General features: G+C 64.2%; 22 protein-coding genes. 11 read left to right on the top strand and 11 right to left on the bottom strand.

What is annotated here, in order from left to right; genetic code table 11:
* Window positions 1-64 precede the first annotated feature (64 nt).
* Both UB48_RS25315 and UB48_RS25310 read right to left on the bottom strand, forming a co-directional pair.
* A complete protein-coding gene (locus tag UB48_RS25315) occupies window positions 65-919 on the bottom strand; it encodes a sulfurtransferase (protein WP_045201887.1) in 855 nt (284 codons plus the stop codon).
* Between the two features lie 39 nt (window positions 920-958).
* Window positions 959-1,624 (bottom strand): TetR/AcrR family transcriptional regulator, encoded by a 666-nt coding sequence (locus UB48_RS25310; protein ID WP_045201895.1) that lies wholly within the window; start codon window positions 1,622-1,624, stop codon window positions 959-961.
* A 150-nt stretch (window positions 1,625-1,774) separates the two neighbouring features.
* Between UB48_RS25310 and UB48_RS25305 the strand changes: the two genes are divergently transcribed.
* From UB48_RS25305 to ggt, 6 genes are all read left to right on the top strand, one after another.
* Window positions 1,775-3,208, top strand: a complete 1,434-nt coding sequence (locus tag UB48_RS25305) for a coniferyl aldehyde dehydrogenase (RefSeq protein ID WP_045201885.1) — start codon at window positions 1,775-1,777, stop codon at window positions 3,206-3,208.
* A 25-nt stretch (window positions 3,209-3,233) separates the two neighbouring features.
* Entirely contained in the window at window positions 3,234-3,767 is a 534-nt protein-coding gene (locus UB48_RS25300) for a hypothetical protein (protein WP_045201883.1), read from the top strand.
* Between the two features lie 27 nt (window positions 3,768-3,794).
* Complete coding sequence (locus tag UB48_RS25295) at window positions 3,795-5,393, top strand: GMC family oxidoreductase (protein ID WP_045201881.1); 1,599 nt, start codon at window positions 3,795-3,797, stop codon at window positions 5,391-5,393.
* Between the two features lie 112 nt (window positions 5,394-5,505).
* The gene (gene coaD / locus UB48_RS25290; RefSeq protein ID WP_038997673.1) at window positions 5,506-5,985 is read left to right on the top strand and encodes a pantetheine-phosphate adenylyltransferase; all 480 of its coding nucleotides are present in this window, start codon (window positions 5,506-5,508) and stop codon (window positions 5,983-5,985) included.
* Window positions 5,986-6,093: 108 nt separating this feature from the next.
* On the top strand, window positions 6,094-6,345 hold the full coding sequence (locus tag UB48_RS25285) for a YfhL family 4Fe-4S dicluster ferredoxin (protein ID WP_045201878.1): 252 nt from the start codon (window positions 6,094-6,096) through the stop codon (window positions 6,343-6,345).
* Complete coding sequence (gene ggt, locus UB48_RS25280) at window positions 6,345-8,033, top strand: gamma-glutamyltransferase (RefSeq protein ID WP_045201876.1); 1,689 nt, start codon at window positions 6,345-6,347, stop codon at window positions 8,031-8,033. Before UB48_RS25285 ends, ggt begins: the two co-directional genes overlap by 1 nt.
* Window positions 8,034-8,039: 6 nt before the next feature.
* Here ggt and mutM read toward each other — a convergent pair whose 3' ends face one another.
* Window positions 8,040-8,852: a bifunctional DNA-formamidopyrimidine glycosylase/DNA-(apurinic or apyrimidinic site) lyase gene (gene mutM / locus UB48_RS25275; RefSeq protein WP_045201873.1), complete on the bottom strand. Its 813-nt coding sequence runs from the start codon at window positions 8,850-8,852 to the stop codon at window positions 8,040-8,042.
* A 3-nt stretch (window positions 8,853-8,855) separates the two neighbouring features.
* Complete coding sequence (locus tag UB48_RS25270) at window positions 8,856-9,722, bottom strand: HDOD domain-containing protein (protein WP_045201871.1); 867 nt, start codon at window positions 9,720-9,722, stop codon at window positions 8,856-8,858.
* Between the two features lie 154 nt (window positions 9,723-9,876).
* Between UB48_RS25270 and UB48_RS25265 the strand changes: the two genes are divergently transcribed.
* A complete protein-coding gene (locus UB48_RS25265; protein ID WP_010222172.1) occupies window positions 9,877-11,073 on the top strand; it encodes a class I SAM-dependent rRNA methyltransferase in 1,197 nt (398 codons plus the stop codon).
* Window positions 11,074-11,131: 58 nt separating this feature from the next.
* On the opposite strand, the gene UB48_RS25260 is transcribed toward UB48_RS25265, so the two are convergent.
* Window positions 11,132-12,805, bottom strand: coding sequence for a DUF4153 domain-containing protein (locus tag UB48_RS25260; protein ID WP_045201869.1), 1,674 nt, complete (start codon window positions 12,803-12,805; stop codon window positions 11,132-11,134).
* A gap of 315 nt (window positions 12,806-13,120) precedes the next feature.
* On the opposite strand from UB48_RS25260, the gene ilvD reads away from it, so the two are divergent.
* Entirely contained in the window at window positions 13,121-14,962 is a 1,842-nt protein-coding gene (ilvD, locus tag UB48_RS25255) for a dihydroxy-acid dehydratase (protein ID WP_045201867.1), read from the top strand.
* 168 nt (window positions 14,963-15,130) lie between these two features.
* Here ilvD and UB48_RS25250 read toward each other — a convergent pair whose 3' ends face one another.
* The 4 genes from UB48_RS25250 to UB48_RS25235 form a co-directional block, all read right to left on the bottom strand.
* Complete coding sequence (locus UB48_RS25250) at window positions 15,131-17,536, bottom strand: TonB-dependent receptor (protein WP_045201865.1); 2,406 nt, start codon at window positions 17,534-17,536, stop codon at window positions 15,131-15,133.
* Between the two features lie 130 nt (window positions 17,537-17,666).
* Entirely contained in the window at window positions 17,667-18,611 is a 945-nt protein-coding gene (locus UB48_RS25245) for a FecR family protein (protein ID WP_045201863.1), read from the bottom strand.
* 29 nt (window positions 18,612-18,640) lie between these two features.
* Window positions 18,641-19,174 carry an RNA polymerase sigma factor gene (locus tag UB48_RS25240; protein ID WP_045201861.1) on the bottom strand — a complete coding sequence of 178 codons (534 nt, stop codon included), beginning with the start codon at window positions 19,172-19,174 and terminating at the stop codon, window positions 18,641-18,643.
* An 80-nt stretch (window positions 19,175-19,254) separates the two neighbouring features.
* Window positions 19,255-20,310: a phosphorylcholine phosphatase gene (locus UB48_RS25235; RefSeq protein ID WP_045201859.1), complete on the bottom strand. Its 1,056-nt coding sequence runs from the start codon at window positions 20,308-20,310 to the stop codon at window positions 19,255-19,257.
* A gap of 240 nt (window positions 20,311-20,550) precedes the next feature.
* Here UB48_RS25235 and UB48_RS25230 point away from each other — a divergent pair, with 240 nt between their 5' ends.
* Window positions 20,551-21,942, top strand: coding sequence for an L-cystine transporter (locus UB48_RS25230; RefSeq protein ID WP_045201857.1), 1,392 nt, complete (start codon window positions 20,551-20,553; stop codon window positions 21,940-21,942).
* 40 nt (window positions 21,943-21,982) lie between these two features.
* Here the strand turns inward: UB48_RS25230 and UB48_RS25225 are convergent, their stop codons facing one another.
* On the bottom strand, window positions 21,983-22,501 hold the full coding sequence (locus UB48_RS25225; protein WP_045201856.1) for a dihydrofolate reductase: 519 nt from the start codon (window positions 22,499-22,501) through the stop codon (window positions 21,983-21,985).
* A gap of 63 nt (window positions 22,502-22,564) precedes the next feature.
* Here UB48_RS25225 and UB48_RS25220 point away from each other — a divergent pair, with 63 nt between their 5' ends.
* Entirely contained in the window at window positions 22,565-23,956 is a 1,392-nt protein-coding gene (locus UB48_RS25220) for a DUF2868 domain-containing protein (RefSeq protein ID WP_045201854.1), read from the top strand.
* Entirely contained in the window at window positions 23,949-25,313 is a 1,365-nt protein-coding gene (locus UB48_RS25215; protein ID WP_045201852.1) for a GTPase/DUF3482 domain-containing protein, read from the top strand. Before UB48_RS25220 ends, UB48_RS25215 begins: the two co-directional genes overlap by 8 nt.
* Here UB48_RS25215 and UB48_RS25210 read toward each other — a convergent pair.
* Window positions 25,296-25,850, bottom strand: a complete 555-nt coding sequence (locus UB48_RS25210; protein WP_045201848.1) for a phosphonate degradation HD-domain oxygenase — start codon at window positions 25,848-25,850, stop codon at window positions 25,296-25,298. The genes UB48_RS25215 and UB48_RS25210 overlap by 18 nt on opposite strands.
* Between the last annotated feature and the right edge of the window lie 2 nt (window positions 25,851-25,852).

The raw sequence follows: 25,852 nt of genomic DNA, 5'->3' as shown, positions 1-25,852 counted from the left end.
ATCAAGACAGTTGCTCCCACAGGATTTGTGGTGTTGCACCGTTCTGTGGGAGCAACTGTCTTGATCAGTCGCCGGTGGCCACCGGCCGTTGGGGGTCGGTAATCCACTCACTCCACGAGCCTGCATACAGCTTGCCCAGCGGATACCCCGCCAGCGCCAGGGCAAACAGGTTGTGACAAGCCGTCACCCCCGACCCGCAGTAAGCGACCAGTTGCTCTGGCGAACGCTTGTCCAGCTTCTGGGCAAAGCGCTGCTTGAGCTGCTCGGCCGGCAGAAACCGCCCGTCGGCGCCGAGGTTGTCGGTAAAGGCTGCGCATTGTGCACCGGGAATATGCCCGGCCACCGGATCGATCGGCTCGACCTCGCCGCGAAAGCGCGGCAGGCCACGGGCATCGATCAACGTAAGCTCCGGCTTGCCCAGGCGCTCGCCCAACTGCGCAGCATCCAGCACCAGGCTGGCGTCCGGCTCACCACTGAAGTTGCCTTCGCGCTTGACCGGCGGATCAAGGCTCAGCGGCAGCCCGGCCGCGTGCCAGGCCTTGAGGCCGCCATCGAGGATGAATACACCACTGCGCTTGCCCAGCCAGGCCAGCAGCCACCAGGCCCGGGCCGCGAAGGCACCTGGGCCGTCGTCGCAGAGGACGATTTCGCTGTCGTTGTCGATGCCCCAGTCCCGCAGGCGCTCGACCAGACGCTCCGGGTCCGGCAACGGGTGGCGGCCGGTCACGCCCTTGATGATCGGCCCGCTGAGGTCGCGCTCAAGGTCGGCAAAGTGCGCCCCGGCAATATGCCCCTCGGCATAGCTGCGCTGACCATAATCGATGTCTTCCAGGGCAAAACGGCAATCGAGAATCACCAGCGCCGGCGCCTCCAGGCGTTCGGCCAATTGCTGGGCGGTGATCAGTTGCGCGAGGGGCATGACAGTCTCCTGAACGATTGAACGGATAAGGCCCGGGCGTTATTGCTCCAGCGCCTGGTTAAGCGAAACGTAGAATTCCTGGCACAAGGCGTCGACGGCGGGGCGCGCCTTGGCGGTGACAAAGCCAAGCTCCAGCACCAATACCTGATAGACACCGCGCTTGAAGGCTTCTTCACTCAAGTGCGCGGAATTTTCGCGAGTGGTGCAGAGAAAACGCACCCAGGACGTAAGCACGATCCAGGCATTGAGGGTCAGCGACTCGATCTGCACGCTGTCCATCTCGACGATGCCGGCCTCGACAAAGCCGCGGTAGATCGCCTGGCCCTGCAGCAGGCAGCGCTGGGAGAAGCGCCGGTAACGGGCGGCCAGTTCCTTGTCGCTGTCGAGCAGGTGTTCCAGGTCGCGGTGCAGAAAGCGGTAGTTCCACATCGCCGCCAGCAACGCCTTGAGGTAGAAGCGCTTGTCTTCGACCGTGGCAACACGCCCCTGGGGCGGGCGCAAAAAGCTTTCCACCAGCTCTTCATACTGGGTGAAGAGCACGGCGATGATTTCCTGCTTGTTGGCGAAGTGGTAGTACAGGTTGCCGGGCGAAATCTCCATGTGCGCGGCAATGTGGTTAGTGCTGACACTGCGCTCGCCCTGCTGGTTGAACAGCTCCAGGCTGTTCTGCACGATGCGCTCGCGGGTCTTGATACGCGGGGCCATGATCAATTCCAGGCGTTGAGCTTGAATGAATAGGTCCATCTTACGGTGTATCCACACCGGTATGTACCCGCAGGCGCTGTGAAAAACAGTCGCACCGGGCACATATTAGAGTATATGCTCTAGAAAACCTGCCTTGCCGTGGAGTTTCGCATGCTCGCCGACGCTACCCGCTCCCTGCCGCCCACCGAATTCGCCGCCCTTGACGCGGTGTTCGCCACCCAGCGCCAGGCCTTTGCCGGCAACCCCCTGCCCTCTGCGCCACAGCGCCGGCAATGGCTGAAAAGCCTGCGCGAAGCCCTGCTGGAGCAACAGGACGCGTTGATCGCAGCGATCAACGAGGACTTCTCTGGCCGTAGCGCCAACGAAACCCTGCTGGCCGAATTGATGCCGAGCATTCAGGGCCTGCGCCATGGCGAAAAGCACCTCAAGCAGTGGATGAAAGCCTCCAGGCGCAAGGTCGGCCTGGCCTTCCAGCCGGCCAGCGCCGAGGTCCAGTACCAACCGCTGGGAGTGGTCGGCATCATCGTGCCGTGGAACTACCCGCTGTTTCTTGCCATCGGCCCGCTGACCTGCGCCCTGGCCGCCGGCAACCGGGTAATGCTCAAGCTCAGCGAAGCAACCCCGGCGACCGGCCTGTTGCTCCAGCAACTGCTCGACAAGATCTTCCCCGAAGACCTGGTCAGCGTGGTGCTGGGTGAGGCCGATGTTGCCCAGGCCTTCTCGCGCCTGCCGTTCGATCACCTGCTGTTTACCGGGGCCACCAGCGTCGGCCGCCAGGTGATGCTCGCCGCCGCGCACAACCTAACGCCAGTGACCCTGGAACTGGGCGGCAAATCGCCGGCCATTGTCTCGGCCAGCGTGCCGCTGGCCGACGCCGCCGAACGCATCGCCTTCGGCAAGACCCTCAACGCCGGCCAGACCTGCGTGGCTCCCGACTACGTGCTGGTGCCACGTGATCGCCTGGGGGACTTCGCCACGGCCTACCGCGACGTCGTGCGGCGCTTTTACCCGACCCTGGCCGACAACCCGGACTACAGCGCGATCATCAACCCGCGCCACCTGGCCCGCCTGGAGAGTTATCTCGAGGATGCCCGCAGCAAGGGCGCCGAGATCATCGACCTGTACCCACAAGAGCCACGCCATGGCCGGCGCCTGCCGCCGCACCTGCTGCTCGGGGTCAGCGACGACATGCGCGTGATGCAGGACGAAATCTTCGGCCCGCTGCTGCCGTTGGTGCCCTACGACAGCCTCGACCAGGCGCTGGCCTACATCAATCAACGCCCGCGCCCACTGGCGCTGTATTACTTCGGCTACGAGCGCAGCGAGCAGCAACGGGTACTGGAACAGACCCACTCTGGCGGCGTATGCCTCAACGACACCCTGTTGCACGTCGCCCAGGACGACCTGCCGTTCGGCGGCATTGGCCCCTCGGGCATGGGCCATTACCACGGCCATGAAGGTTTCCTGACCTTCAGCAAGGCCAAGGCGGTGTTCGCCAAGCAGCGCTTGAATGCCGCGCGGCTGATCTACCCGCCTTACGGCAAGGGGCTGCTCAAGCTGGTGTACAAACTGTTCATTCGCTGAAAAACCACCCACGGGCCTGATAACAATGACCACAAGCCTGCCTGTAAACCCCGCGCTGAGCCGGCGTGGGCTGCTCAAGTTCAGCCTCGGCGCCAGCGCCTTGCTCGCCACCGCAGGGTTGGGCGCCAGCCTCAGCGGCTGCTCGGCGCAAACACCGGCCAGCGGCTTCATTACCCTGCGCGAAAACGACTTGCCGATCCTCCACGCGCTGATTCCGGTAGTCCTGGCTGGCACCCAGGCGGCGGACAACCGCGAAGCCTTGCTGCGCGGGCTGGACAACAAGCTCGCCGCGCTGTCGCCGGCCATGCTCAAGTTGACCCGGCAACTGTTCGACGTGCTCGCCATGGCGCTCACCCGCGGGCCGTTGACCGGCATCTGGGGCAGTTGGGACAACGCCAGCAGCGTGCAGATCGAAGCCTTTTTGCAGCGCTGGCAGGACAGCTCGCTGAACCTGCTGCGCATGGGCCATGCCTCGCTGCTGCAACTGCTGCACATGGCCTGGTACGAACTGCCGCAATCCTGGGCCCATTGCGGCTACCCAGGGCCACCCAAGGTCTGATCCACCGATAACCACAAGAGGCTGAACATGCCCGTACCCGACCTGTTTCGCGACGGCCTTGGCCGTGGCTGGAAAACCCGTGATGCCTCGCGCCTGGACCAGGACCTGAGCCTTGAGACCGACATCGCCATTATCGGCAGCGGCGCCGGCGGCGCCACCAGTGCCGAGCTGCTCAGTGCTGCAGGCTTCAAGGTACTGTTGATCGAAGAAGGTCCGCTGAAAACCAGCAGCGATTTTCACATGCTCGAAGACCAGGCCTACGCCAGCCTCTACCAGGAAGGCATCGGGCGCATGAGCAAGGACGGCGCCATCACCATCCTGCAAGGCCGCGCAGTCGGCGGCACCACCCTGATCAACTGGACCTCGAGCTTTCGCACCCCCGCGCCAACCCTGGAGCACTGGGCCAGCGAACACGGGGTAAAAGGCCTGAGCAGCGCCGAATTGGCGCCCTGGTTCGCACGCATGGAACAGCGCCTGGGTATCGAGCCATGGATCATGCCGCCCAACGCCAACAACGAAGCACTGCGCCGCGGCTGCGAAGCGCTGGGCTACAGCTGGAAAGTGATCCCGCGCAACGTGCGCGGCTGCTGGAACCTGGGCTATTGCGGCATGGGTTGCCCGGTCAACGCCAAGCAGTCGATGCTGGTCACCAGCATCCCGGCGACCCTTGAGCACGGCGGCGAGCTGCTGTACCTGGCCCGCGCCGAGCGCTTGGAACACAACGGCGAACAGATCAGCGGCCTGCAGTGCGTGGCCATGGACGCGCGCTGCGTCGAGCCCACTGGCCGGCAGATCCGGGTCAAGGCCCGGCATTACATCCTTGCCGGTGGCGGCATCAACAGCCCCGGCCTGCTGCTGCGCTCGGACGCTCCGGACCCCCATGAGCGCCTGGGCAAGCGCACCTTCCTGCACCTGGTCAACTTCAGCGCCGGGCTGTTCAAGGACAAGGTCAACCCGTTCTACGGCGCGCCGCAGTCGATCTACTCCGACCATTTCCAGTGGCGCGACGGCGTCAGCGGGCCGATGGGCTACAAGCTCGAGGTGCCGCCCCTGCACCCGGCGCTGGCCAGCACCTTGCTGGGCAGCTTCGGCAAGGACAACGCCCTGCGCATGGAGCAACTGCCGCACACCCACGTGATGCTCGCCCTGCTGCGCGACGGTTTTCACCCCGACAGCGTCGGCGGCGAGGTGCAGTTGCGCGGCGATGGCTCGCCGGTGCTCGACTACCCGCTGTCGGCCTATGCCTGGGACGGCGTGCGCCGGGCCTTCCAGAGCATGGCCGAGATCCAGTTCGCCGCTGGCGCCGACAGCGTGATGCCGGTGCACAGCGATGCCCGCCATGCAAAAAACCTGGCCGAAGCGCGGCAGATGATCGACGGCCTGAACCTTGAATTGTTTCGTACCCGCCTGGGCAGTGCCCATGTCATGGGCGGCTGCGCCATGGGCGAAGACCCGCGCCAGGCGGTGTGCGACAGCCTGGGCCGGCACCATCAGCTGGAAAACCTGTCGATTCACGACGGCTCGCTGTTCCCCACCAGCATCGGCGCCAACCCGCAATTGTCGGTGTACGGCCTCAGTGCCCGGCTCAGCGACGCCCTGGCCGAGCGCCTGGTGGCTGGCAGATGACAACAAATGGCCGCACTGTCTATAGTGCCTTCAGCGTGGTCGGGCGACTTGGCCGACCGCCACTGCTGCGATACCATCCGACTCCCCAACGCACTCCTGCCAGGACGACGCGATGAACCGAGTGTTGTACCCAGGTACTTTCGACCCTATTACCAAGGGCCATGGCGATCTGGTCGAGCGTGCCTCGCGGCTGTTCGACCAGGTGATCATTGCGGTCGCCGCCAGCCCGAAGAAAAACCCACTGTTCCCGCTGGAGCAACGGGTGGAACTGGCTCGCGAGGTCACCAAGCACCTGCCCAATGTCGAAGTCATCGGCTTCTCCACTTTGCTGGCGCATTTCGCCAAGGAACAGCAGGCCAATGTGTTCCTGCGCGGCCTGCGGGCGGTTTCAGACTTCGAGTACGAGTTCCAGCTGGCGAACATGAACCGTCAACTGGCGCCCGACGTCGAGAGCCTGTTCCTCACCCCTTCAGAGCGCTATTCGTTCATTTCCTCGACCCTGGTCCGGGAAATCGCGGCGCTGGGCGGTGACATCACTAAATTCGTCCACCCGGTGGTGGCCGAGGCCCTGACCGAACGCTTCAAGAAGTGACATCGGCGATTTGACCACGGCGCCCGCGTGCACTGCGGGCGCTAATGCGGCACAATTGTGCCCATTGGTTTTCAAATGCCCGGGTTCTGAGCCCTGGCCGGAGTCCCCATGTCCCTGATCATCACCGACGATTGCATCAACTGCGACGTCTGCGAACCCGAGTGCCCGAACGCTGCGATCTCTCAAGGCGAAGAGATCTACGTGATCGACCCCAACCTGTGCACCCAGTGCGTCGGCCACTACGACGAGCCGCAATGCCAGCAAGTCTGCCCGGTTGACTGCATCCCGCTGGATGAAGCGCATCCGGAGAGCGAAGCGCAGCTGATGGAAAAATACCGCCGAATTACCGGCAAGGCCTGATGCCGTTCGTCGCCCGGCTTGCCCCGCTGGTCCTTGGCGCCGTACTGGCGCTGGGGACGGCCAGTGCCCAGGCACAAGGCCCGGGCCGCGCGGCGATTGCCACGCCGCATAGCGACGCGACTGCCGCCGCACGCGAAATTTTCGAGCAGGGCGGTAACGCCTTTGACGCCGCCATCGCCGTCAGCGCCGCGCTGGCGGTGGTCGAGCCTTATGGTTCAGGCCTGGGCGGCGGTGGCTTCTTCCTGCTGCGCGAGGGCGACACACCCGCCCGCTATGCCTTTATCGATGCCCGCGAGCGCGCACCTGGCAAGGCCAGCGAAGCCATGTACCTCAAGGACGGCAAGGTCCAGCCGGGCTTGTCGATCAATGGCCCGCTGGCGGCGGCGATTCCCGGCTTGCCGGCAGCCCTCGCCGACCTTGCTGCCCATTACGGCAAGCTGCCGCTAAAAAGTACCCTGGCCCCGGCTATTCGCCTGGCCAATCAGGGCTTTGCCGTCGACCGCATCTATCGCGACCGCGCGCAGATGCGCTTGAGCGCACTGCGCGACGATCCAGAAAGCGCCCGTCTGTTCCTGAACAACGGTGAAGTGCCAGCCCTGGGCGCTAAAATCCGCCAACCGCAACTGGCCATAACCCTTGAACGTATCGCCAGCCAGGGCCACGACGGATTCTATGCCGGCCCGAGCGCCCAGGCCATGGTGCAGGGGGTACTGGCCGCGGGCGGGATCTGGAGCCTGGATGACCTGGCCAACTACCGCACCGCCAAACGCGAGCCGCTGCGCTACCAGCTGGCCAATCAACGCGAACTGATCAGCGCCCCGCCGCCCTCGGCCGGTGGCGTGGCCCTGGCCCAGAGCCTGGCGATGCTGCAGCGCCTGCCCTGGCAGAGCGCCGAGCCTGTACAGCGCAGCCATTACGTACTGGAAGTATTGCGCCGGGCCTACCGTGACCGCGGCCTGCTCGGCGATCCGGACTACGTCAGCAATCCGATACCACAGCTGCTCGCGCGTAATTACCTGACGTCGCTGGCCGACAGCATCGACGTCCACCAGGCAACGCCCAGCAGCAGCCTGCCGCCCGCCCCGGCCTGGCGCGAGGGCGATCACACCACCCACTTTGCAGTGATCGACGCTGACGGCAATGCCGTGGCCGCGACGCTGTCGGTCAACCTGCCGTTCGGCGCCGCGTTTACTGCCCCGGGCACCGGCGTGGTGCTGAACAACGAAATGGACGACTTTGCCGCCGACCCGCATGGCAGCAACAGTTACGGCCTGGCCGGCAGCCAGGCCAATGCCGTGGCCGCCGGCAAACGGCCGCTGTCGAGCATGAGCCCGAGCTTTATCGAGAGCCCGACCCAGTTCGCCGCCTTCGGCACGCCGGGCGGCAGCCGTATTCCGAGCATGGTGCTGCTGTCGATGATGGGCTTTCTTGAGGGCCGGCCGGTGGCCGAATGGCCGGCGGTGCCGCGCTACCACCACCAATACCTGCCCGATGTGGTCGAACACGAACCGGGGGCTTTCAGTACTGGGCAGCAGCGCGAGCTGCAGGCGCGCGGCTACCCGCTCAAGGACCTGGGCCGCAGCTATGGCAATCAGCAAGTGCTGTACTGGGACAAGGCCGGGCAAACCCTCGAAGCCGCCAGCGACCCCCGCGGCGTGGGCGCCGCGCAAGTGCTCAGCCCGCGCTGAGCACCTTCACTTCTGGCAGCGCGGGCAGTAGACGCTGGCGCGCTGGCCAAGCTTGACCTCACGCAGGATGCTGCCGCAGACCTTGCACGGCTCTTCCCCGCGCCCGTAGACGAACAGTTCCTGCTGGAAGTAGCCCGGCTGGCCGTCGCCGCCGATAAAGTCGCGCAAGGTGGTGCCGCCGCGCTCGATGGCGCAGGCGAGGATGCGCTTGATCTCGATCGCAAGCTTCAGGTAGCGCGCCCGGGAAATGCCCCCGGCTTCGCGGCGCGGGTCGATACCGGCAGCGAACAGCGCCTCGGTTGCATAGATATTGCCAACCCCGACCACCACCGCGTTGTCCATGATGAACGGCTTGACCGCCATCGACTTGCCCCGCGACAGCTGGAACAACCGCTCGCCGTCGAACAGATCGGTTAACGGCTCCGGGCCGAGCTTGATCAGCAGCTCATGGTTGAGCGGATCGAGGCTCCAGAGCATCGCGCCGAAGCGCCGCGGGTCGGTGTAGCGCAAGGCCAGGCCCGACTCCAGTTCGATATCCACATGCTCGTGCTTGGCCGCCGGCAAGCCAATCTCGACCAGGCGCAAATTACCGGACATGCCCAGGTGGCTGATCAGGGTGCCCACTTCGGCATTGAGCAGCAGGTACTTGGCGCGCCGCTCGACCTTGACGAAGCGCTGCCCGGAAAGGCGAATGTCGAGGTCCTCGGGGATCGGCCAGCGCAGGCGCCGGTCGCGCACGATTACCCGGCTGACCCGCTGGCCCTCCAGGTAAGGCGCAATACCGCGCCGGGTGGTTTCGACCTCTGGTAATTCCGGCATGGATCAGTGACCGCCCAGTTCGCGAATGGTCTGCTTGAGGTTCTCGAAGTCATACTCGGACAGGCCGACATAATCGAGCACCAGGTGCCCGACGGTATTCCATTCGTGGTCGATGCTCTGGTTGCCCAGCACCCGGTACGAAGCGCAGATGTGCTCGGCCATTTTCAGGATCGCCAGCAGGTTTTTCAGCTGGCTGTTGCGCGCCGAGTCATCGCTGAATACCGCCAGGGCGTTGTGATGGTTGGCGATGGCGTTGCTCAGGTGCTCGGGCAGGCGCCACGACTTGGCGGTGTAGTAACCGACCACCGCGTGGTTGGTGTTGAACACCTGGTTCTCGGTGTCGACCACCCGCTGCTCGGCACCGGCACTGGCGTAGGCATCCTCGAGCACGCTCATGTACTCGGGGAAGCGTTTGAGCATCAACGGCACGCCGCAATCGTGGAACAGGCCCAGGGCATAGGCTTCGTCCACCGCCTGCGAGCCGATGCGCTTGGCCAGGGTCAGGCAGGTCATGGCTACGTCCTGGGCGGTGTCCCAGAAACGGTTGAGGGTGACGATGGTGTCGTCGCTCATCTCGCCCTTGATCGACTGGGCGTTGATCAGGTTGATGATCGAGCGGCTGCCGAGCAGGTTCACCGCACGCTGGATCGAGGCGATCTTGTTGGTCAGGCCATAGTACGGCGAGTTGACCAGCTTGAGCAGCGCGCCGGACAGGCCCGGGTCCTGGGAGATCAGCTTGGCGATCACCTCCAGGTCAGGGTCGGGCATGTATTGCTCGAACTGCAGGTCAACCATGATCTGCGGCTGCGGCGGTACGCTGATGCCTTGCAGGGCATGCTGGATCTGTTCGGCGGAGAGTTCCTGGGACATAAGTACACACTCGGGGCTGAGCGGCGATTCTAACCTGATCGTACCGGCCAGCGGTGAAGCTAAAGGCCATCGCTCTGTTGCAATTTGTCGCTATTCCCCATCGAGGCGTCAGGCATCGGGTTATAATCCCGCTCTTTTTTCCCGGAGCGACGTCATGTCCCTGCCCAGCCTTCGTCTCAAAGCCAATGCCGACCGCCGCCTGCGCGCCGGCCACCTGTGGGTCTACAGCAACGAAATCGACGTCGCCGCGACCCCGCTGCATGGCTTCAAGGCCGGTGACCAGGCGATCCTCGAGACCGCCGGCGGCAAGGCCCTGGGCGTCGTCGCCATGAGCCCGAACAACCTGATCTGCGCCCGCCTGCTGTCACGTGACGCCAAGCTGGCCCTGGACAAATCGCTGCTGGTGCACCGCATCAACGTAGCCCTGTCGCTGCGCGAGCGTCTGTTCGACAAGCCGTTCTACCGCCTGGTGTACGGCGATTCCGACCTGCTGCCGGGCCTGGTGGTCGATCGTTTCGGCGACATCCTGGTGGTCCAGCTCGCCTCGGCGACCATGGAACAGCACAAGGACGACGTGGTTGCCGCGCTGGTCCAGGTGCTCAAGCCGACCGGCATCCTGTTCAAGAACGACTCGGCCGCCCGCGACGCCGAAGGCCTGGGCCGTTACGTTGAAACCGTGTTCGGCCTGGTGCCGGAATGGGTGGCCCTGGAAGAGAACGGCGTGAAGTTCGAAGCGCCGGTCATGGAAGGCCAGAAGACCGGCTGGTTCTACGACCACCGCATGAACCGCGCGCGCCTGGCGCCGTACGTCAAGGGCAAGCGCGTGCTCGACCTGTTCAGCTACATCGGCGGCTGGGGCGTGCAGGCCGGTGCCTTTGGTGCCAGCGAAGTGTTCTGCGTCGATGCCTCGGGCTTTGCCCTGGACGGCGTCGAGCGTAACGCCGGGCTCAACGGCATTGCCGAGAAGCTGACCTGCATCGAAGGCGATGTGTTCGAAGCGCTGAAAGAGCTCAAGGCCTCCGAAGAGCGTTTCGACGTGATCGTGGCCGACCCGCCCGCCTTCATCAAGCGCAAGAAAGACCTGAAAAACGGCGAAGGCGCCTACCGCCGCCTGAACGAGCAAGCCATGCGCCTGCTGACCAAGGACGGCATTCTGGTCAGCGCATCGTGCTCGATGCACCTGCCTGAAGACGACCTGCAGAACATCCTGCTGACCAGCGCCCGTCACCTGGACCGCAACATCCAGCTGCTCGAGCGCGGCGGCCAGGGCCCGGATCACCCGGTGCACCCGGCGATCCCGGAAACCCGCTACATCAAGAGCATCACCTGCCGCCTGCTGCCCAACAGCTAAGGCGTGGCGCAATAAAAAATCCCGGCCTGGTGCCGGGATTTTTTTCGCCTGCAAGACGCTAGCGGTTGGGCTGCCAGGTCAGGTCGACACCATCAATGGTCAGCGTCTTGTAGCGCGGCATCACCGGTTTCATCTGGCCATGGCGGATCAGCTGAACCAGGCGCTCGGTGTTATCGCGAATACTGTGCAGGCTACCGACTTCGCGCCACTCACCCTTGCCCTCGCGGGCAAACAGAAAAACGCTGGATGCGTAGGTGTGCCGCGGGATCATCAACACTTCGTTGCGCCCGTCGCCATCCATGTCCACGCCCCACAGAAAGCAGCCCCTGCCGGTGCATTGAGTCTCGGCCATGACCATCTTGGCGAACGCCTCGCTGCCAGGCTGCTCGGGGCCCAACCATTCCAGTTTCGGCCCGCGAGTGTCTTCGCCATACCGCGCGTGGGATTCCTCCATGATCCACTGCAGCCTCTTGCGCCCTTCAGCGTCGAACAGCTCGTCAGTCTTGAGCCGCTCTTGCAGCGCCGTGAACGCCTCACGTCCCGGCTTGCCCAGGCCGTGATACAAGGTTCTGGCATCGAATTCCTGGATCGCGGTGCGCCCGCTAAGCAAGCGCTCGACCTGGTTGTTGGCACTGAGCTGCAAAGGGTTCAGCAGCGGGGTATAGAACAGCACCACCAGCACCGCGCTGAGCAGGGCAATCCACGGGTTACTGACCCGCAGGCTATTGAGCCAGCCCTTGCCCGAGGCGAACACCGCCCACAGCGCAGCAAGGCTGTGCACCTGCATCACACCAATCAGCAACAGGGCGAGAATACGCTCAGGCGTCAGGCCGTACTGATTCACCCGCAACCAGCTTGAATAGCCCGCCAACGCCACCAGCACCGGCAAGCACAGCAAGCAGGCCTCGACCAGGCGCTTGAGCACACCCGGATAGGGATTGGCCTGATGGCCATCCTGGAACACGCCGTTGACCAAAAACAGGTTGATGGCCACCAGCAACAGCAGGATGGTGGTCGAGTAGCCGGTGTTCCAGATCGGCTGCAACCCGGTAAACGGCAGCATCAGGCTGAACAGCAAGGCGATCAGTGCGCTCAGTGGCAGCAACACACGGCACAGGGTCAGCAGCACACCGCGCAACAGGCCGATGACCTTTTCGTTCTCCAGGCCCATGCGCATCCCCAGGGAGAACACCACAGCCAGACCGATACGCACCACTGGCGCCGAGGTCAGCACATCTTCGACCTGGGGGATGCCGAGCATCAGGAACAAGCGCCCGCACAGCCACAGCAGCAGCCAGAACAACAGAGTGAACAGCAGCGCCAGGAGGACGATGAAGATGTTGTTCCAGGCATGCCGGAACAGGTCTTCATAACGCGGCCGCAGCCCTTCGCGGGTCGGCCAGCTGAGGATGAAGGCGGTGCCGATGTAGGTCACCACAACCGCGGCCAGCCATGAGCTCTGCCAGACCCAGCCCAGCGTGTCCTGGCTGAAGGTCCAACTGCTGATAAAGCCGATCAGCAGCGTCAGGCCCAGGACCAGCCAGGCGGTACCGCGTTGCAACACCGCACTGCCGAGCAGTTGCAGGTTGACCCCGGCCACCAGCACGGCGGCGCACAGGCCAAATGGCAGCCCGGCGATATCAATCTGGATGTGCCTGGCGAAGAGGAACACCAGGCCTTGCAGCAGGCCAATGGCCAGGTAGAACAGTAAAGATCGACTTATCGCAGGCATTGCAAATCCTTTTGGCCAGTGGGGTGCGAAGCGCGCAAGTCTACCCAAAGCCTGGCAGCCGACGCCAAGGCCTTTACCTTGCGGCCTGCGCCAACGGCCAATTATCACAACGCCATTCCCTCAAGGCCGCAGCGGTGTAGAATCGGGCTATTCATCGCCAGTCATCCCCGGCGGGTTTATGAGCTCTGGCCGAGCGCACGGCGATCCCGCGGCGATCTCGGCTTCATCCGTACCAGCGGCCACCTGCCTTCGGTGCAAAGGACAAGAGAAGCTCACTCCCCTTTTTGTTACCTGATTAGCCGCCAGGAGTGCTTCATGCCTGATTACCGCTCGAAAACGTCCACCCACGGCCGCAATATGGCCGGCGCCCGCGCCCTCTGGCGTGCCACCGGGATGAAGGACGAAGACTTCAAGAAACCGATCATCGCCATCGCCAACTCGTTCACCCAGTTCGTCCCGGGCCACGTGCACCTGAAGGACCTCGGCCAGCTGGTGGCTCGCGAGATCGAACGCGCCGGTGGCGTGGCCAAGGAATTCAACACCATCGCGGTCGACGACGGCATCGCCATGGGCCATGACGGCATGCTCTATTCGCTGCCAAGCCGCGAGATCATCGCCGACTCGGTCGAGTACATGGTCAACGCCCACTGCGCCGACGCCATTGTCTGCATCTCCAACTGCGACAAGATCACCCCCGGCATGCTGATGGCCGCCCTGCGCCTGAACATCCCGGTGATCTTCGTTTCTGGCGGGCCGATGGAAGCCGGCAAGACCAAACTGGCCAGCCACGGCCTGGACCTGGTCGATGCCATGGTCATTGCCGCCGACTCCACTGCCAGCGATGAAAAAGTCGCCGAGTACGAGCGCAGCGCCTGCCCGACCTGCGGTTCGTGCTCCGGCATGTTCACCGCCAACTCGATGAACTGCCTGACCGAAGCCCTGGGCTTGGCTCTGCCGGGCAACGGTTCGACCCTGGCCACCCACAGCGACCGCGAACAGCTGTTCCTGCAGGCCGGGCGCACCATCGTCGAGCTGTGCAAGCGCTACTACGGCGACAACGACCAGAGCGTACTGCCGCGCAACATCGCCAACTTCAAGGCGTTCGAGAACGCCATGATGCTCGACATCGCCATGGGCGGTTCGACCAACACCATCCTGCACCTGCTGGCCGCCGCCCAGGAAGCCGAGATCGCTTTCGACCTGCGCGACATCGATCGCCTGTCGCGCAAAGTGCCGCAGCTGTGCAAAGTGGCGCCGAACATCCAGAAGTACCACATGGAAGACGTCCACCGCGCCGGCGGCATCTTCAGCATCCTCGGCTCGCTGGCCCGTGGCGGCCTGCTGCACACCGACCTGCCGACCGTGCACAGCCCGAGCATGGAAGAAGCCATCGCCAAGTGGGACATCACCCAGACCAGCGACGAAGCGGTGCACCACTTCTTCAAGGCGGGCCCGGCCGGTATTCCGACCCAGACCGCGTTCAGCCAGTCGACCCGCTGGCCGAGCCTGGACGACGACCGTGAAAACGGCTGCATCCGCAGCGTCGAGCACGCCTACTCGCAAGAAGGCGGCCTGGCGGTGCTGTACGGCAACATCGCCCTGGACGGCTGCGTGGTGAAAACCGCCGGCGTCGACGAGTCGATCCACGTCTTCGAAGGCAACGCCAAGATCTTCGAAAGCCAGGACAGCGCCGTGCGCGGCATCCTTGCTGACGAAGTGAAGGCCGGTGACATCGTCATCATCCGCTACGAAGGCCCGAAAGGCGGCCCGGGCATGCAAGAGATGCTCTACCCGACCTCGTACCTCAAGTCCAAGGGCCTGGGCAAAGCCTGCGCCCTGCTCACCGACGGCCGTTTCTCTGGCGGCACCTCGGGCCTGTCGATCGGCCACGCTTCGCCAGAAGCCGCAGCCGGCGGCGCCATTGGCCTGGTGCAGGACGGCGACAAGGTGTTGATCGACATCCCCAACCGCTCGATCAACCTGCTGGTCAGCGATGAAGAGCTGGCGGCGCGCCGTATCGAGCAAGACAAGAAAGGCTGGAAGCCGGTCGAAGCGCGGCCACGCAAAGTGACCACGGCGCTCAAGGCCTACGCCCTGCTGGCGACCAGTGCCGACAAGGGCGCGGTACGCAACAAGGCACTGCTGGACGGGCTGTAAGTCGTTCTGGCGGTGCAAAAACCGGCGCCTTGTGCGCCGGTTTTTTTATGCCTGTGGTTTACGCGGTGCGACCTATCGCCGGCAAGCCGGCTCCCACAGTGGCTGTGTACACCGGGCCACTGTGGGAGCTGGCTTGCCAGCGATGGGCTGCAAGGCAGCCCCCCCCACTCAATACTTGGCCCGCACGCTAAAGGTCAGATTGCGCGGCTCGCCATAAAAGTTCGACCCCCACGAACTGTCCACCCGCTCATAGTAGGTACGATCGAACAGGTTGTTGGCCGTCAGCGTTGCCGACAGGTTCTGGTTGATTTTGTACCCTACCTGGGCCGTGGCAATGCTGTAGCCGCCCTGGACGAAGTCGACGTCACGCTTGTAGTAGGTGGCGCTCACCGCCCGTAGCCCGCCACCGACACTGAAGTCCTTCAACGGGCCATCGGCGAATTCGTAGCGCGTCCACAGGTTGAAGTTGTGCTTGGGGGTGATGGTGGTGCCCTGGTTGGTGTCTTCGCCGCTCAGCGACTTGAGCATGGTGAAGGCATAACCGGTGCTGATGCTCCAGTTGTCGGTGAGGTTGCCGCTCAGCTCGGTTTCCCAACCCTGGCTACGGATCTTGCCTTGCGGCTCGTAGTACTGGTTGTTGGCGACCAGCTCGGCGCGGTTTTCGTCGTAGATGCGAAACAGCGCCACGCTGCCATTCAAGCGCCCCTCATAAAACTCGCGCTTGAGGCCGATTTCGTACTGCTTGCCTTTGCGCGGGGCGATGGTCTGGCCGCCGGCATTCACATCGGTCTGCGGTTTGAACACGCTGGTGTAGCTGGCATAGGCCGACAGTTCCGGGGTCAGTTTGGCCACCAGCGCGCCATAGGGGATGACCTTGCGGTTGATGCTCGACTCGGTGCTGTTGAAGTTGTTGAAGAAGGCGTTGGCGTTGTGCGCTTCGCTTTCGAACCAGGTCACCCGGCTGCCGAGGATCACGTCCAGCCAGTCGGTGGCGCTGATCTTGGTGCGGGCGTAGAGGCCGTACTGGTGCGATTTCGACCAGTTGCCGTTGTCCATTTGGTACTTCTGCTTAGGGATATTGATGCTGCCCGGGTCGAACACGTTAGTGTCGAAGTATTCTCCGCCGCCGTAGGTGAAGTCCTTGTCCAGGTGCTGGTATTCGGCGCCCACCGTCAGCTCGTGGGTACGGCCAAAGGCTTCCACCGGCAAGGTCACGAAGCTGTCCAGGCCCAGGGTCTTGATGTGCGTGTAGTAGGAATAGGCCACGGCCGAGCTGGCGCCGGTGGCCGGGTCGACCGCACCGTCGCTCCAGGTGAAGTTGCGGGTCGGGGTCTCGGCGTCGCGGTAAGTCAGCGAGGTCTTGAACTGGCCGCCGTTGTCCAGGGCATGATCGACTTCGAAGAAGCTTTCCCAGACGTGCTCGTCCAGTTCGTTCCATTTGGCATCGACAAAGGTCGAGCGCTTGACGTCCAGCAGCTTGCCATTGGCGTACGCAGGCAGGCCGAACGCCGGGGTGGAGTGGTTTTTCTGATAGGCGCCACCCAGCGACAGGGTGGTGTCCGGGGTCACGTCGTATTCCAGCCGGCCGTAAACCATTGGCCGCTCGTTCTGGGCGTAATCGACGAAGGACTTGTTGTCTTCATAGGCGGTGACGAAGCGCCCGCGCAGGCTGCCGTCGCTGTTGAGCGGGCCGGTGATGTCGACGGTCGAGTGGTAATGATCGTAGGAGCCTGCCGACAGCTCGCCGCTCAGGGCGAACTGGCCGAGGGCGCGCTTGCGCACCAGGTTGATGGTGCCACCAGGTTCACCGGCGCCCTGGTACAGGCCGGAAGGCCCGCGCAGCACTTCGACGCGGTCGAACATCGCCAGGTCGAAGCTGGTCATCAGGTCGCCCTGGCCAGTCATTTGCGAAACACCATCGACCTGCACCTGATCGACCAGGAAGCCGCGCATATATACGTCGTTGAGGCTGGAGCCGGAGTTGTAGCTTTTGATCGTCGCTCCGGTCACCTGACGCATGGCGTCCTGCAGGCTGTTCATGTTCTGGTCGTCCAGGCGCTGGCGGGTGACCACCGACACCGACTGCGGAATGTCCTTGAGCTTCTGTTCGCCCTTGCCGATGGTCAACGCACCGGTGGTGTAGGACTGGCTGCCTTCGGTAGTAGCCCCAAGCACCTTGCCGCCGACCATGGTCGCGCCCAACTGCAGCGCCGCCTCTTCACCCTGGCGTTTTTCCAGGGTCACGCTGTCGCGATCGATGTAGCTGGCGCTCAGGCCAGTGCCAGCCAGCAGGCGGGCCAGTGCCTGGTCCTGTGGATAACTGCCGCTGATGCCCGGGGAGCGCAAGCCCTGAGTGACCTCGGCGCCGACCAGCACCTGCACCCGGGTAACCGCACTGAAAGCCGCCAGCGCTGCATCCAGCGATTGCGCCGGAATCTCGAAGCGATACTCCTGCGCTTGCGCGGCAGGCGCGGCCAGTATCGGCGTTGCCAGTGTGCCGCAGCCCAGGGCAATGGCTAGGCTCAGCAGGGTGGGCACGCCGGGCAGGCGCCGGGTGGCGGTGGTATGTTCCATCAGTGAAGCTCCCCAGAATCGTCGAAGTCGTTGAATAGCGCCGCACTGTCTGAGAGTGCTTATTATTTGCGCCTACGAGATCAAGGACGTCAGCTACTGGGGAAACCCTGAAACTTTCGTAAGAAATTTTTCAGCCCTCACGCAACACCCGCAGATACGGGGTGTAATGCTCGGCGCGCAGGCCCAGGGTGTGGGTCAGGGCCTTGAGCACCGCCTCGGGCTTGTCGATCTCGAACACCCCCGAGACCTTGCGCTGACGCAGGCCCTCGCCCAGCACCAGGGTCTGCCCCGGCCAGTAGCGGTTGAGAGCATCGACCACTTCGACCAGCGGCTGCTCGCGGAACACCAGCTGGCGTTGGCGCCAGGCGAACTCGGCGGCCACATCGAAAGCATGTGCCGAACCCAGTTGTGTGCCGCGATACTCGACGGCGCGACCAGGCTCCAGCAGCACCGACTGATGGCTGTCGGCACCGACCTGGACCTTGCCCTGGGCAACCCGCACTCGGGTCTGGTCACCTTCCCGGGCGACGCTGAAACGCGTGCCCACCACCTTCACCCAGCCATCGCCGGAGCGAATCACGAATGGCCGCGCCGGATCATGGCTGACCTCGAACCACGCCTCGCCACGCAGCAGCCGCACCCGCCGCTCGCCACCTGCCAGCTCGACCTGCACGGCCGTGTCGGTGTTGAGCTGCAGTTGCGAACCGTCCGCCAAGGCAATGCTGCGCGACTCGCCAGTGGCGGTGGCGTAGTCGGCACGCCAGCGGTCCGGCCAGGGGCTATTCACCAGTAAAGCGACCATCAGCAATACCGCCGCGGCACTTGCCCAGAGCTGCCGCCGCGGTCGGCGCCAACGCGCGCGCTGGGCCTGACGCAGTTGCCGTGCCGGCTCACGCAGGGCCCCGAGCAGGCCAAGCACCTCGTCCCAGGCCTGGGCCTGTTCCGGGCCCTGGCCCAGCCAGGCGCTGAAGGCCTCACGCTCTGCGGGCGTGACGTCGTCGGCCTGCAGGCGGTAGTACCAGCCACTGGCTTCGGCGAACAGGTCGTCGGCATCCGTGGCGTGAGGGTCGGTCATCGGGCTATCCGTCACTGCAAATGGCCGGTTCATGGACGCGGCCCCGACGTGCCACTGAGCAAGCGCGCCTTGATAAAGGCCCGGCAGTCGATCAGCGCACGGCGCAATTGGTATTCGACACTACGCGGGGAGATCTGCAGCCGCTCGCCAATTTCCCGGTAGGAACATTCGTCGACATGATAAAGCAGGAAGATATGCCGGGTCGCCTCGGGCAGGGCCTGAATGGCCTCGTGCATCAGCGCTTGTTCCTGCAGCGCCGAGAGTTGCTCGTCGGCCCCGGGCGTTTCGCAGGCCAGCTCGTCGCTGGGCTCACCGCCGTCCAGGCGCTCGCGGCGGATGGCCTGGCGCTGGTGGTCACGGATCAGGTTGCTGGCAATGGTGAAAAGAAAGGCCGGCAGGTTGTCGATCTTCTTGTCGGCAGGCAGCCGCGCCAGGCGCAGGAAAGACTCCTGGGTCAGGTCGGCTGCCACCTGCGAATTGCCAGTGCGGCGCGCAACAAAGGCTTCCAGCGCTTTCTTGTGCTCGGCAAACAGGCGGGCAATCTGCGTATTCCACGAAGACACGGTACTTCCTGGCGATGGACCTCAAGGTGCGCGCACGCTAGCAGAAGATGAGATGAATTCGCAATTGATATCTATTTTGCTTACTGAATCTGCTCCGGCGTAACGATCACCCAGTTCTTGTCCGCCGTCACCGGCAAGCCCTCCTTGGCCTGCGCCGCAGCATGCTTGGCGATCATGCCGTTGAGCTGGTCCATGTACTTGGCCTTACGGTTTATCCACAGGTGGATGCCGCCCTTGGCCACGTCGACGCTATGAAACTGCATATAGCCGTCACTGGTCGGAGTATCGCCACCGACCAGCACCGGCTTCTTCCATTCGTCGATGTAGGTGATGATGGCCGCCTGCTTGCCGGCCATCCAGGTGGCCGGGGTCCACAGATACGGGGTCAGCTCAAGGCCCATGTTGGCCTGCGGGTCATAGCTGCCGGCGCTGATCTGCTTGCGCGCGGTGGTCAGGGCGCCGCTGTTGCGGTCCTTGAGCAGCAAACTGACGCCGATCACGTTCTGCGGTTTGACGTTGTAGCCGTACTTGGGGTCGGCAGCGACCATGCGCACCAGCTCTTCGGAGGCGGCGCTGATCACGTAGACCTCAATGCCGTTCTCCATCAGCTTGTTGAACAGCTCGGCCTGGCCGGCGAACACTTTCGGCGGTTGCACCTCAATGGGCTTGACCTGGTCACCCTCGTAATAGGTGCTCGGCACCGGCTTGCCCGAGGCCATCAGCTCGTCGACATAGCCCTTGAGCTCCTTGAGGGTGAAACCGGAAAACACCTGGGCGACCCAGGGGTAGCAGACCATGTCGTCGATTTCGCAGAGCCGATAGTAGTAGCTGAACAGGCTCTCCTTGTGCTCGGCGGTGTCTTTGAAGGGGATGAGCTTAAGCGACGGGTCGAGTTTGTCGCGGCTGAGCAGGCCCTTGTTCTCCATGAACGGCAGCAGCGATTCTTCGAGGTCGAAGCGGTAGCTGGTGTTGTCCATGTCGAAGACCGCATAGTTGCCCTTGTTGGCATTGGCCGCGATCATGCTGTCCAGTTGCTTGGCAGCCTCGGCCGGCCAGTGCTTGAGCTCGGTGGCCCAGCTGTGCCCGGTAAGCAACAGGGCGAGGCCGGCGGCGAGGATTTTCGGAGCAGACGTCATGTGCTTTTCTCCAGAAAAGTGGCCCGCCCACGCTAGCAAAGCCTGCAATGCGCACCGACCCGACAGCGACACCGACACGCCCCTGAGCGGCCACGAGCATTCTGTTTGCGACCTGGCGTTATTCCAAAAACGACTATCGAAATTCCATTTCGATATAAATTCGTTGGTTTTCATGCTGTTAGCATTTCTGTTCGCAATCGCACACAGAGGCGATACCCCGCCTTTTTTCCTGGAGCTTCAATGAATCTGCCGTTGTCTCTCAATCTGCTGGCGTTCCTGGCCTTGCTGCTAGGCCTGGCGCAAACCCGTCATGGCAACTGGAGCCTGGCCAAGAAAGTGCTGGTCGGCCTGGTCCTCGGCGTGCTGTTTGGCGCTGCCCTGCATGCCATTTACGGCGCCGGCAACCCGGTCCTCAAGGCCACCATCAGTTGGCTCGACCTGGTCGGCAACGGCTACGTGCAGTTGCTGCAGATGATCGTCATGCCGCTGATCTTCGCCTCGATCCTCAGTGCCGTGGCGCGCCTGCACAATGCTTCGTCGCTGGGCAAGATCAGCTTCCTGACCATCGGCACGCTGCTGTTCACCACGGCCATCGCCGCGCTGATCGGCATCGTGCTGACCAACCTGTTTGGCCTGACCGCCGAAGGCCTGGTGGCCGGTACCGCCGAAACCGCGCGCATGGCGGCGATCCAGAGCGACTACGTGGGCAAGGTCACCGACCTCAACATCCCGCAATTGCTGCTGTCGTTCATCCCCAGCAACCCGGTAGGCGACCTGGCCCGGGCCAAGCCGACCTCGATCATCAGCGTGGTGATCTTTGCCGTGTTCCTCGGCATGGCCGCCCTGCAGTTGCTCAAGGATGACGCCGAGAAGGGCAACCGCGCCCTGGCCGCCATCGACACCCTGCAAGCCTGGGTGATGCGCCTGGTGCGGCTGGTGATGAAGCTCACCCCCTACGGCGTGCTGGCGTTGATGACCAAGGTAGTGGCCAGCTCGAACCTCGACGACATCCTCAAGCTCGGCAGCTTCGTGGTGGTCTCGTACATCGGCCTGGGCCTGATGTTCGTGGTACACGGCGTGCTGCTGGCGATGAGCGGCGTCAACCCGCTGCGCTTCTTCCGCAAGGTCTGGCCGGTACTGACCTTCGCCTTCACCAGCCGCTCCAGCGCCGCCAGCATCCCGCTGAGCATCGAGGCGCAAACCCTGCGCCTGGGTATTCCGCAGTCGATCGCAAGCTTTGCCGCGTCATTTGGCGCAACCATTGGCCAGAACGGCTGTGCCGGCCTGTACCCGGCAATGTTGGCGGTGATGGTGGCGCCAGCGGTGGGCATCGATCCGTTTGACCCGCTGTGGATTGCCACCCTGGTGGCGATCGTCACCCTGAGCTCGGCAGGTGTTGCCGGTGTCGGCGGCGGTGCGACGTTCGCGGCGCTGATCGTATTGCCGGCCATGGGCTTGCCGGTGGAGCTGGTGGCCTTGCTGATCTCGGTCGAGCCGCTGATCGACATGGGCCGCACGGCGCTGAACGTCAACGGCTCAATGACGGCCGGGGCGATTACCAGCCAGATGCTCAAACAGACCGACAAGTCGGTGCTGGATGCGCAGGAACATGCGCAGCTGACGCACTCCTGACGACCTCATCGCGGGGCCTCGACTTGCCCCGCGATGCATTTCAGGCCTTTTCCCAGACCTCGAAGTGATACGCTGGTTTGTCATCCTCAGCCGGATTGGCCTGGCTCGACGCCAACTTCCACTGCGCCGCATCAAACTCAGGAAACCACGCATCCCCTTGCGGGCTGAGTTCAACCCGGGTCAGGTACAGGCGATCCGCCAGGCCGCGCTCGATGGCCTGGGTATACAGCTGCGCGCCGCCGATCAGCATCAGCTCGTCGACGCCCTGCGCCAGTGCCCACTGCTCGGCACGCTCAATGGCAGCCTCCAGCGAGGCGAACACTTCGGCACCTTCGAGCTGCAAGCCCGGCTGGCGGCTGACCACCAGGTTCAAGCGCCCCGGCAGCGGGCGGCCCAGCGAATCCCAGGTCTTGCGCCCCATGATGATCGGCTTGCCCAGGGTGGTGGCCTTGAAATACTTGAAATCCCCCGGCAAGTGCCAGGGCATGCTGTTGTCGATGCCGATCACGCGGTTCTCGGCGAGGGCCGCGATCAGGCTGAGGGGGAGTGATGTTTTCATGCCGGCGAGGATAGCAAAGCCCGATCTTCGATGCCTGAGTTATGCTTTGGGCTGACTTGATCAATGGAAGACCGTGTGACTGCACTGACTGACCTGGACAAACGCTGGCTCACCGAAGCCGTGCGCCTGCGCGAAGAACATGCAGGCCCCTTGGAAGACCAGGAAGCCAACCGCCGCGCCCGCCAGGCAGGCGGCGACCTGCCGGCGCGCATCGAAAGCCGCGCCCTGTGGCTGGCCGAACGCGACGGCATGCGCAGCGCCCTGCAACACTGGAAACAAGGCGCTCGCCTGGCGCTGGCAGCCCTGGTGGTACTGGCCGTGCTCAGCGGCGCCGGCCTGGCCCTGGCCGCCCTCGGCGACAGCCTGCGCCCGGTCAACGTGTTCTGGGCCCTGGGCAGCCTGCTCGGGTTGAACCTGCTGCTGTTGCTGGGCTGGCTGCTGGGCTTTTTTCTGGCCGGTGAACAGGGCGCCAGCCTTGGTCGCCTGTGGCTGTGGCTGAGCGAAAAATTCGCCCGCGATGCCCAGGCCGCACACCTGGCCCCCGCCCTGCTGGTGATGCTGCAGCGACAAAAACTCAATCGCTGGCTGCTCGGCCTGTTGGTGCACAGCCTGTGGCTGCTGGCTTTGAGCACTGCGCTGTTGATGCTGCTGATGCTGCTGGCCACCCGACGTTACGGCTTCGTCTGGGAAACTACCATTCTCGGCGCCGACACCTTCGTCGCCCTGACCCAGGCCCTTGGCGCCCTGCCCGCATTACTCGGCTTCAGCGTGCCGGACGTGGCCATGATCCGCGCCAGTGGCGACACGCAACCGGCACTTGAGCTGGCCCGCCAGGCCTGGGCCGGCTGGCTGCTCGGCGTGCTGCTGGTATACGGCATCGTTCCGCGCCTGCTGCTTGCCGCCCTGTGCCTGTGGCGCTGGCGCAGTGGCCGGGCACGCCTGCAACTGGACCTCAAGCTGCCCGGCTACAGCCAGCTGCGCGATGTGCTGATGCCCAGCAGCGAACGCCTGGGCGTCAACGACGCCGCGCCTGATGCCTTGCCGCAGATCGTGCGTGGCGTTGGTGAAGAACACAGCGAAGGCGCCCTGCTGGTCGGCCTGGAGCTGGACGACAAACGCCCGTGGCCACCTACCCTGCCGGCAACGGTGAGCAACGCCGGTATCCTCGATAGCCGCGAGTCGCGCAACAAACTGCTGGAACAGCTCAGCCGTTTTCCGCCAGCGCGCCTGGCGATTGCCTGCGACCCGCGCCGCTCGCCCGACCGTGGCAGCCTGGCGCTGCTCGCCGAGCTTGCGCGCAATGCCGGGGCCACGCGCATCTGGCTGCTGCAGGCAATGCCCGGTCAGGCACTGGACGCTGAACGCCTGGGCGACTGGCATCAGGCCCTGGAACAGCTGGGTTTGAGCTACGCCGACAGCGCCCCGCTGAACTGGCTGGAGCATGGCCATGACTAAGCCGCTGAAACTGGCCGTGGTCGGCCACACCAACGTTGGCAAGACCTCGCTGCTGCGCACCCTGACCCGCGATGTCGGCTTCGGCGAGGTCTCGCATCGGCCGAGCACCACCCGTCATGTCGAGGGCGCACGCCTGTCGGTGGACGGCGAGCCGTTACTGGAGCTCTACGACACCCCGGGGCTGGAAGATGCCATCGCCCTGCTCGACTACCTTGAGCGCCTGGAACGGCCGGGCGAGCGCCTCGATGGCCCGGCGCGGCTGGAGCGTTTTCTGCAAGGCAGCGAAGCGCGCCAGCGTTTCGAGCAGGAGGCCAAGGTGCTGCGCCAGCTGCTGGCCAGCGATGCCGGCCTGTATGTGATCGATGCCCGCGAGCCGGTGCTGGCCAAGTACCGCGACGAACTGCAAGTGCTGGCCGGCTGCGGCAGGCCGTTGCTACCGGTGCTCAACTTCGTCGCCAGTAGCGACCATCGCGAAGCCGACTGGCGCGAAGCCCTGGCGCGCCTGGGGCTGCATGCGCTGGTGCGCTTCGACAGCGTCGCCCCGCCAGAAGACGGCGAGCGCCGCCTGTACGAAAGCCTGGCGTTGATGCTGGAGCACTCACGACCAGCGCTGCAACGCCTGATCGACGATCAGCAGGCCCAGCGCCAGGCCCGGCGTGAAAGCGCCAAGCGCCTGGTCGCCGACCTGCTGCTCGACTGCGCCGCTTGCCGGCGCAGCGTGGTCGCCGAGCCTGGCGCCGAAGCCGTGGCCATCGAAGCCCTGCGCCGCGATGTGCGCCAGCGCGAGCAACGCTGCGTCGAAGCGCTGCTCAAGCTCTATGCGTTTCGCAAGGAAGACGCCGCCAGCAGCGACCTGCCTTTGCTCGACGGGCGCTGGGGCGATGACCTGTTCAACCCGGAAACCCTCAAGCTGCTCGGTGTACGCCTGGGCAGTGGCGTGGCAGCCGGTGCGGCGGCCGGGGCCGGGGTCGATTTGCTGGTCGGCGGCCTGACCCTCGGTGCCGCGGCGCTGGCCGGGGCGATAGCCGGCGGCGCGCTACAGACTGCCCGCAGCTACGGCTCGCGCCTGCTCGGCAAACTCAAGGGCCAGCGCGAGTTGACGGTGGACGACAGTGTGTTGCGCCTGCTGGCGTTGCGTCAGCATCAGCTGATTCACGCCCTGGATGCCCGTGGCCATGCGGCGCTGGAGCGAATCAAGCTGGCGGCGCCACAAGAGCAGACCTGGCGCGAAGGCAAGCTGCCGCAAGCGCTGGGCAAGGCCCGGGCGCATCCGCAGTGGTCGTCGCTCAATCCCGGGGCGAAAGTGAATCAGGCCGAGCGCCAGGAGCAGATAGATGCGCTAGTGCAGGAGCTTTAGCGCCTTGCCCTTGAGCAGTTGCAGGTCAATCACCGGCACATCCATCTCCTTGGCCAGCTCATCCCACTGGCGCATGCGCAGGCTCACCGCACACAGTGGGTCTTGCTCGAAGGCATCGGCCTCGGCCTCGCTCATCACCCCGCCCTGGTACTCCAGGGTGCGCCGGCTGGCCTCACTCAGGCGCTGGTAATAACCCGGCTGGCGCAAGGTCAGGTAGCGCTTGGCCTCGACGTGGTACTCCACCAGCCTGGCCAAACGCTCGCTGAAGCCGCAGCGGCGCAGGTAGTTGGCGCCAACACGCTCATGGCTGACCACGCCATAGCCGCCCATGTCGCCTTCGGCGCTGCCACAGATATGGCCGATGTCATGGAAGAACGCCGCCAGTACCACCTCGTCGTCATAGCCCTCGGCCAACGCCAGCTGCGCCGCCTGGGACATATGCTCGAGCTGCGAAACCGGCTCGCCAATGTAGTCCTCATTGCCATGCTGCTGATACAAGGCGAAGACCTCGCTGACAATCTGTTCGGCACTAACCATGA

Source organism: Pseudomonas sp. 2(2015) (genome assembly GCF_000955865.1).
Classification (GTDB): Bacteria; Pseudomonadota; Gammaproteobacteria; order Pseudomonadales; family Pseudomonadaceae; genus Aquipseudomonas.
Note: the sequence above shows the minus strand (reverse complement) of the source record. Positions and strands in the feature narration are given on the sequence as shown.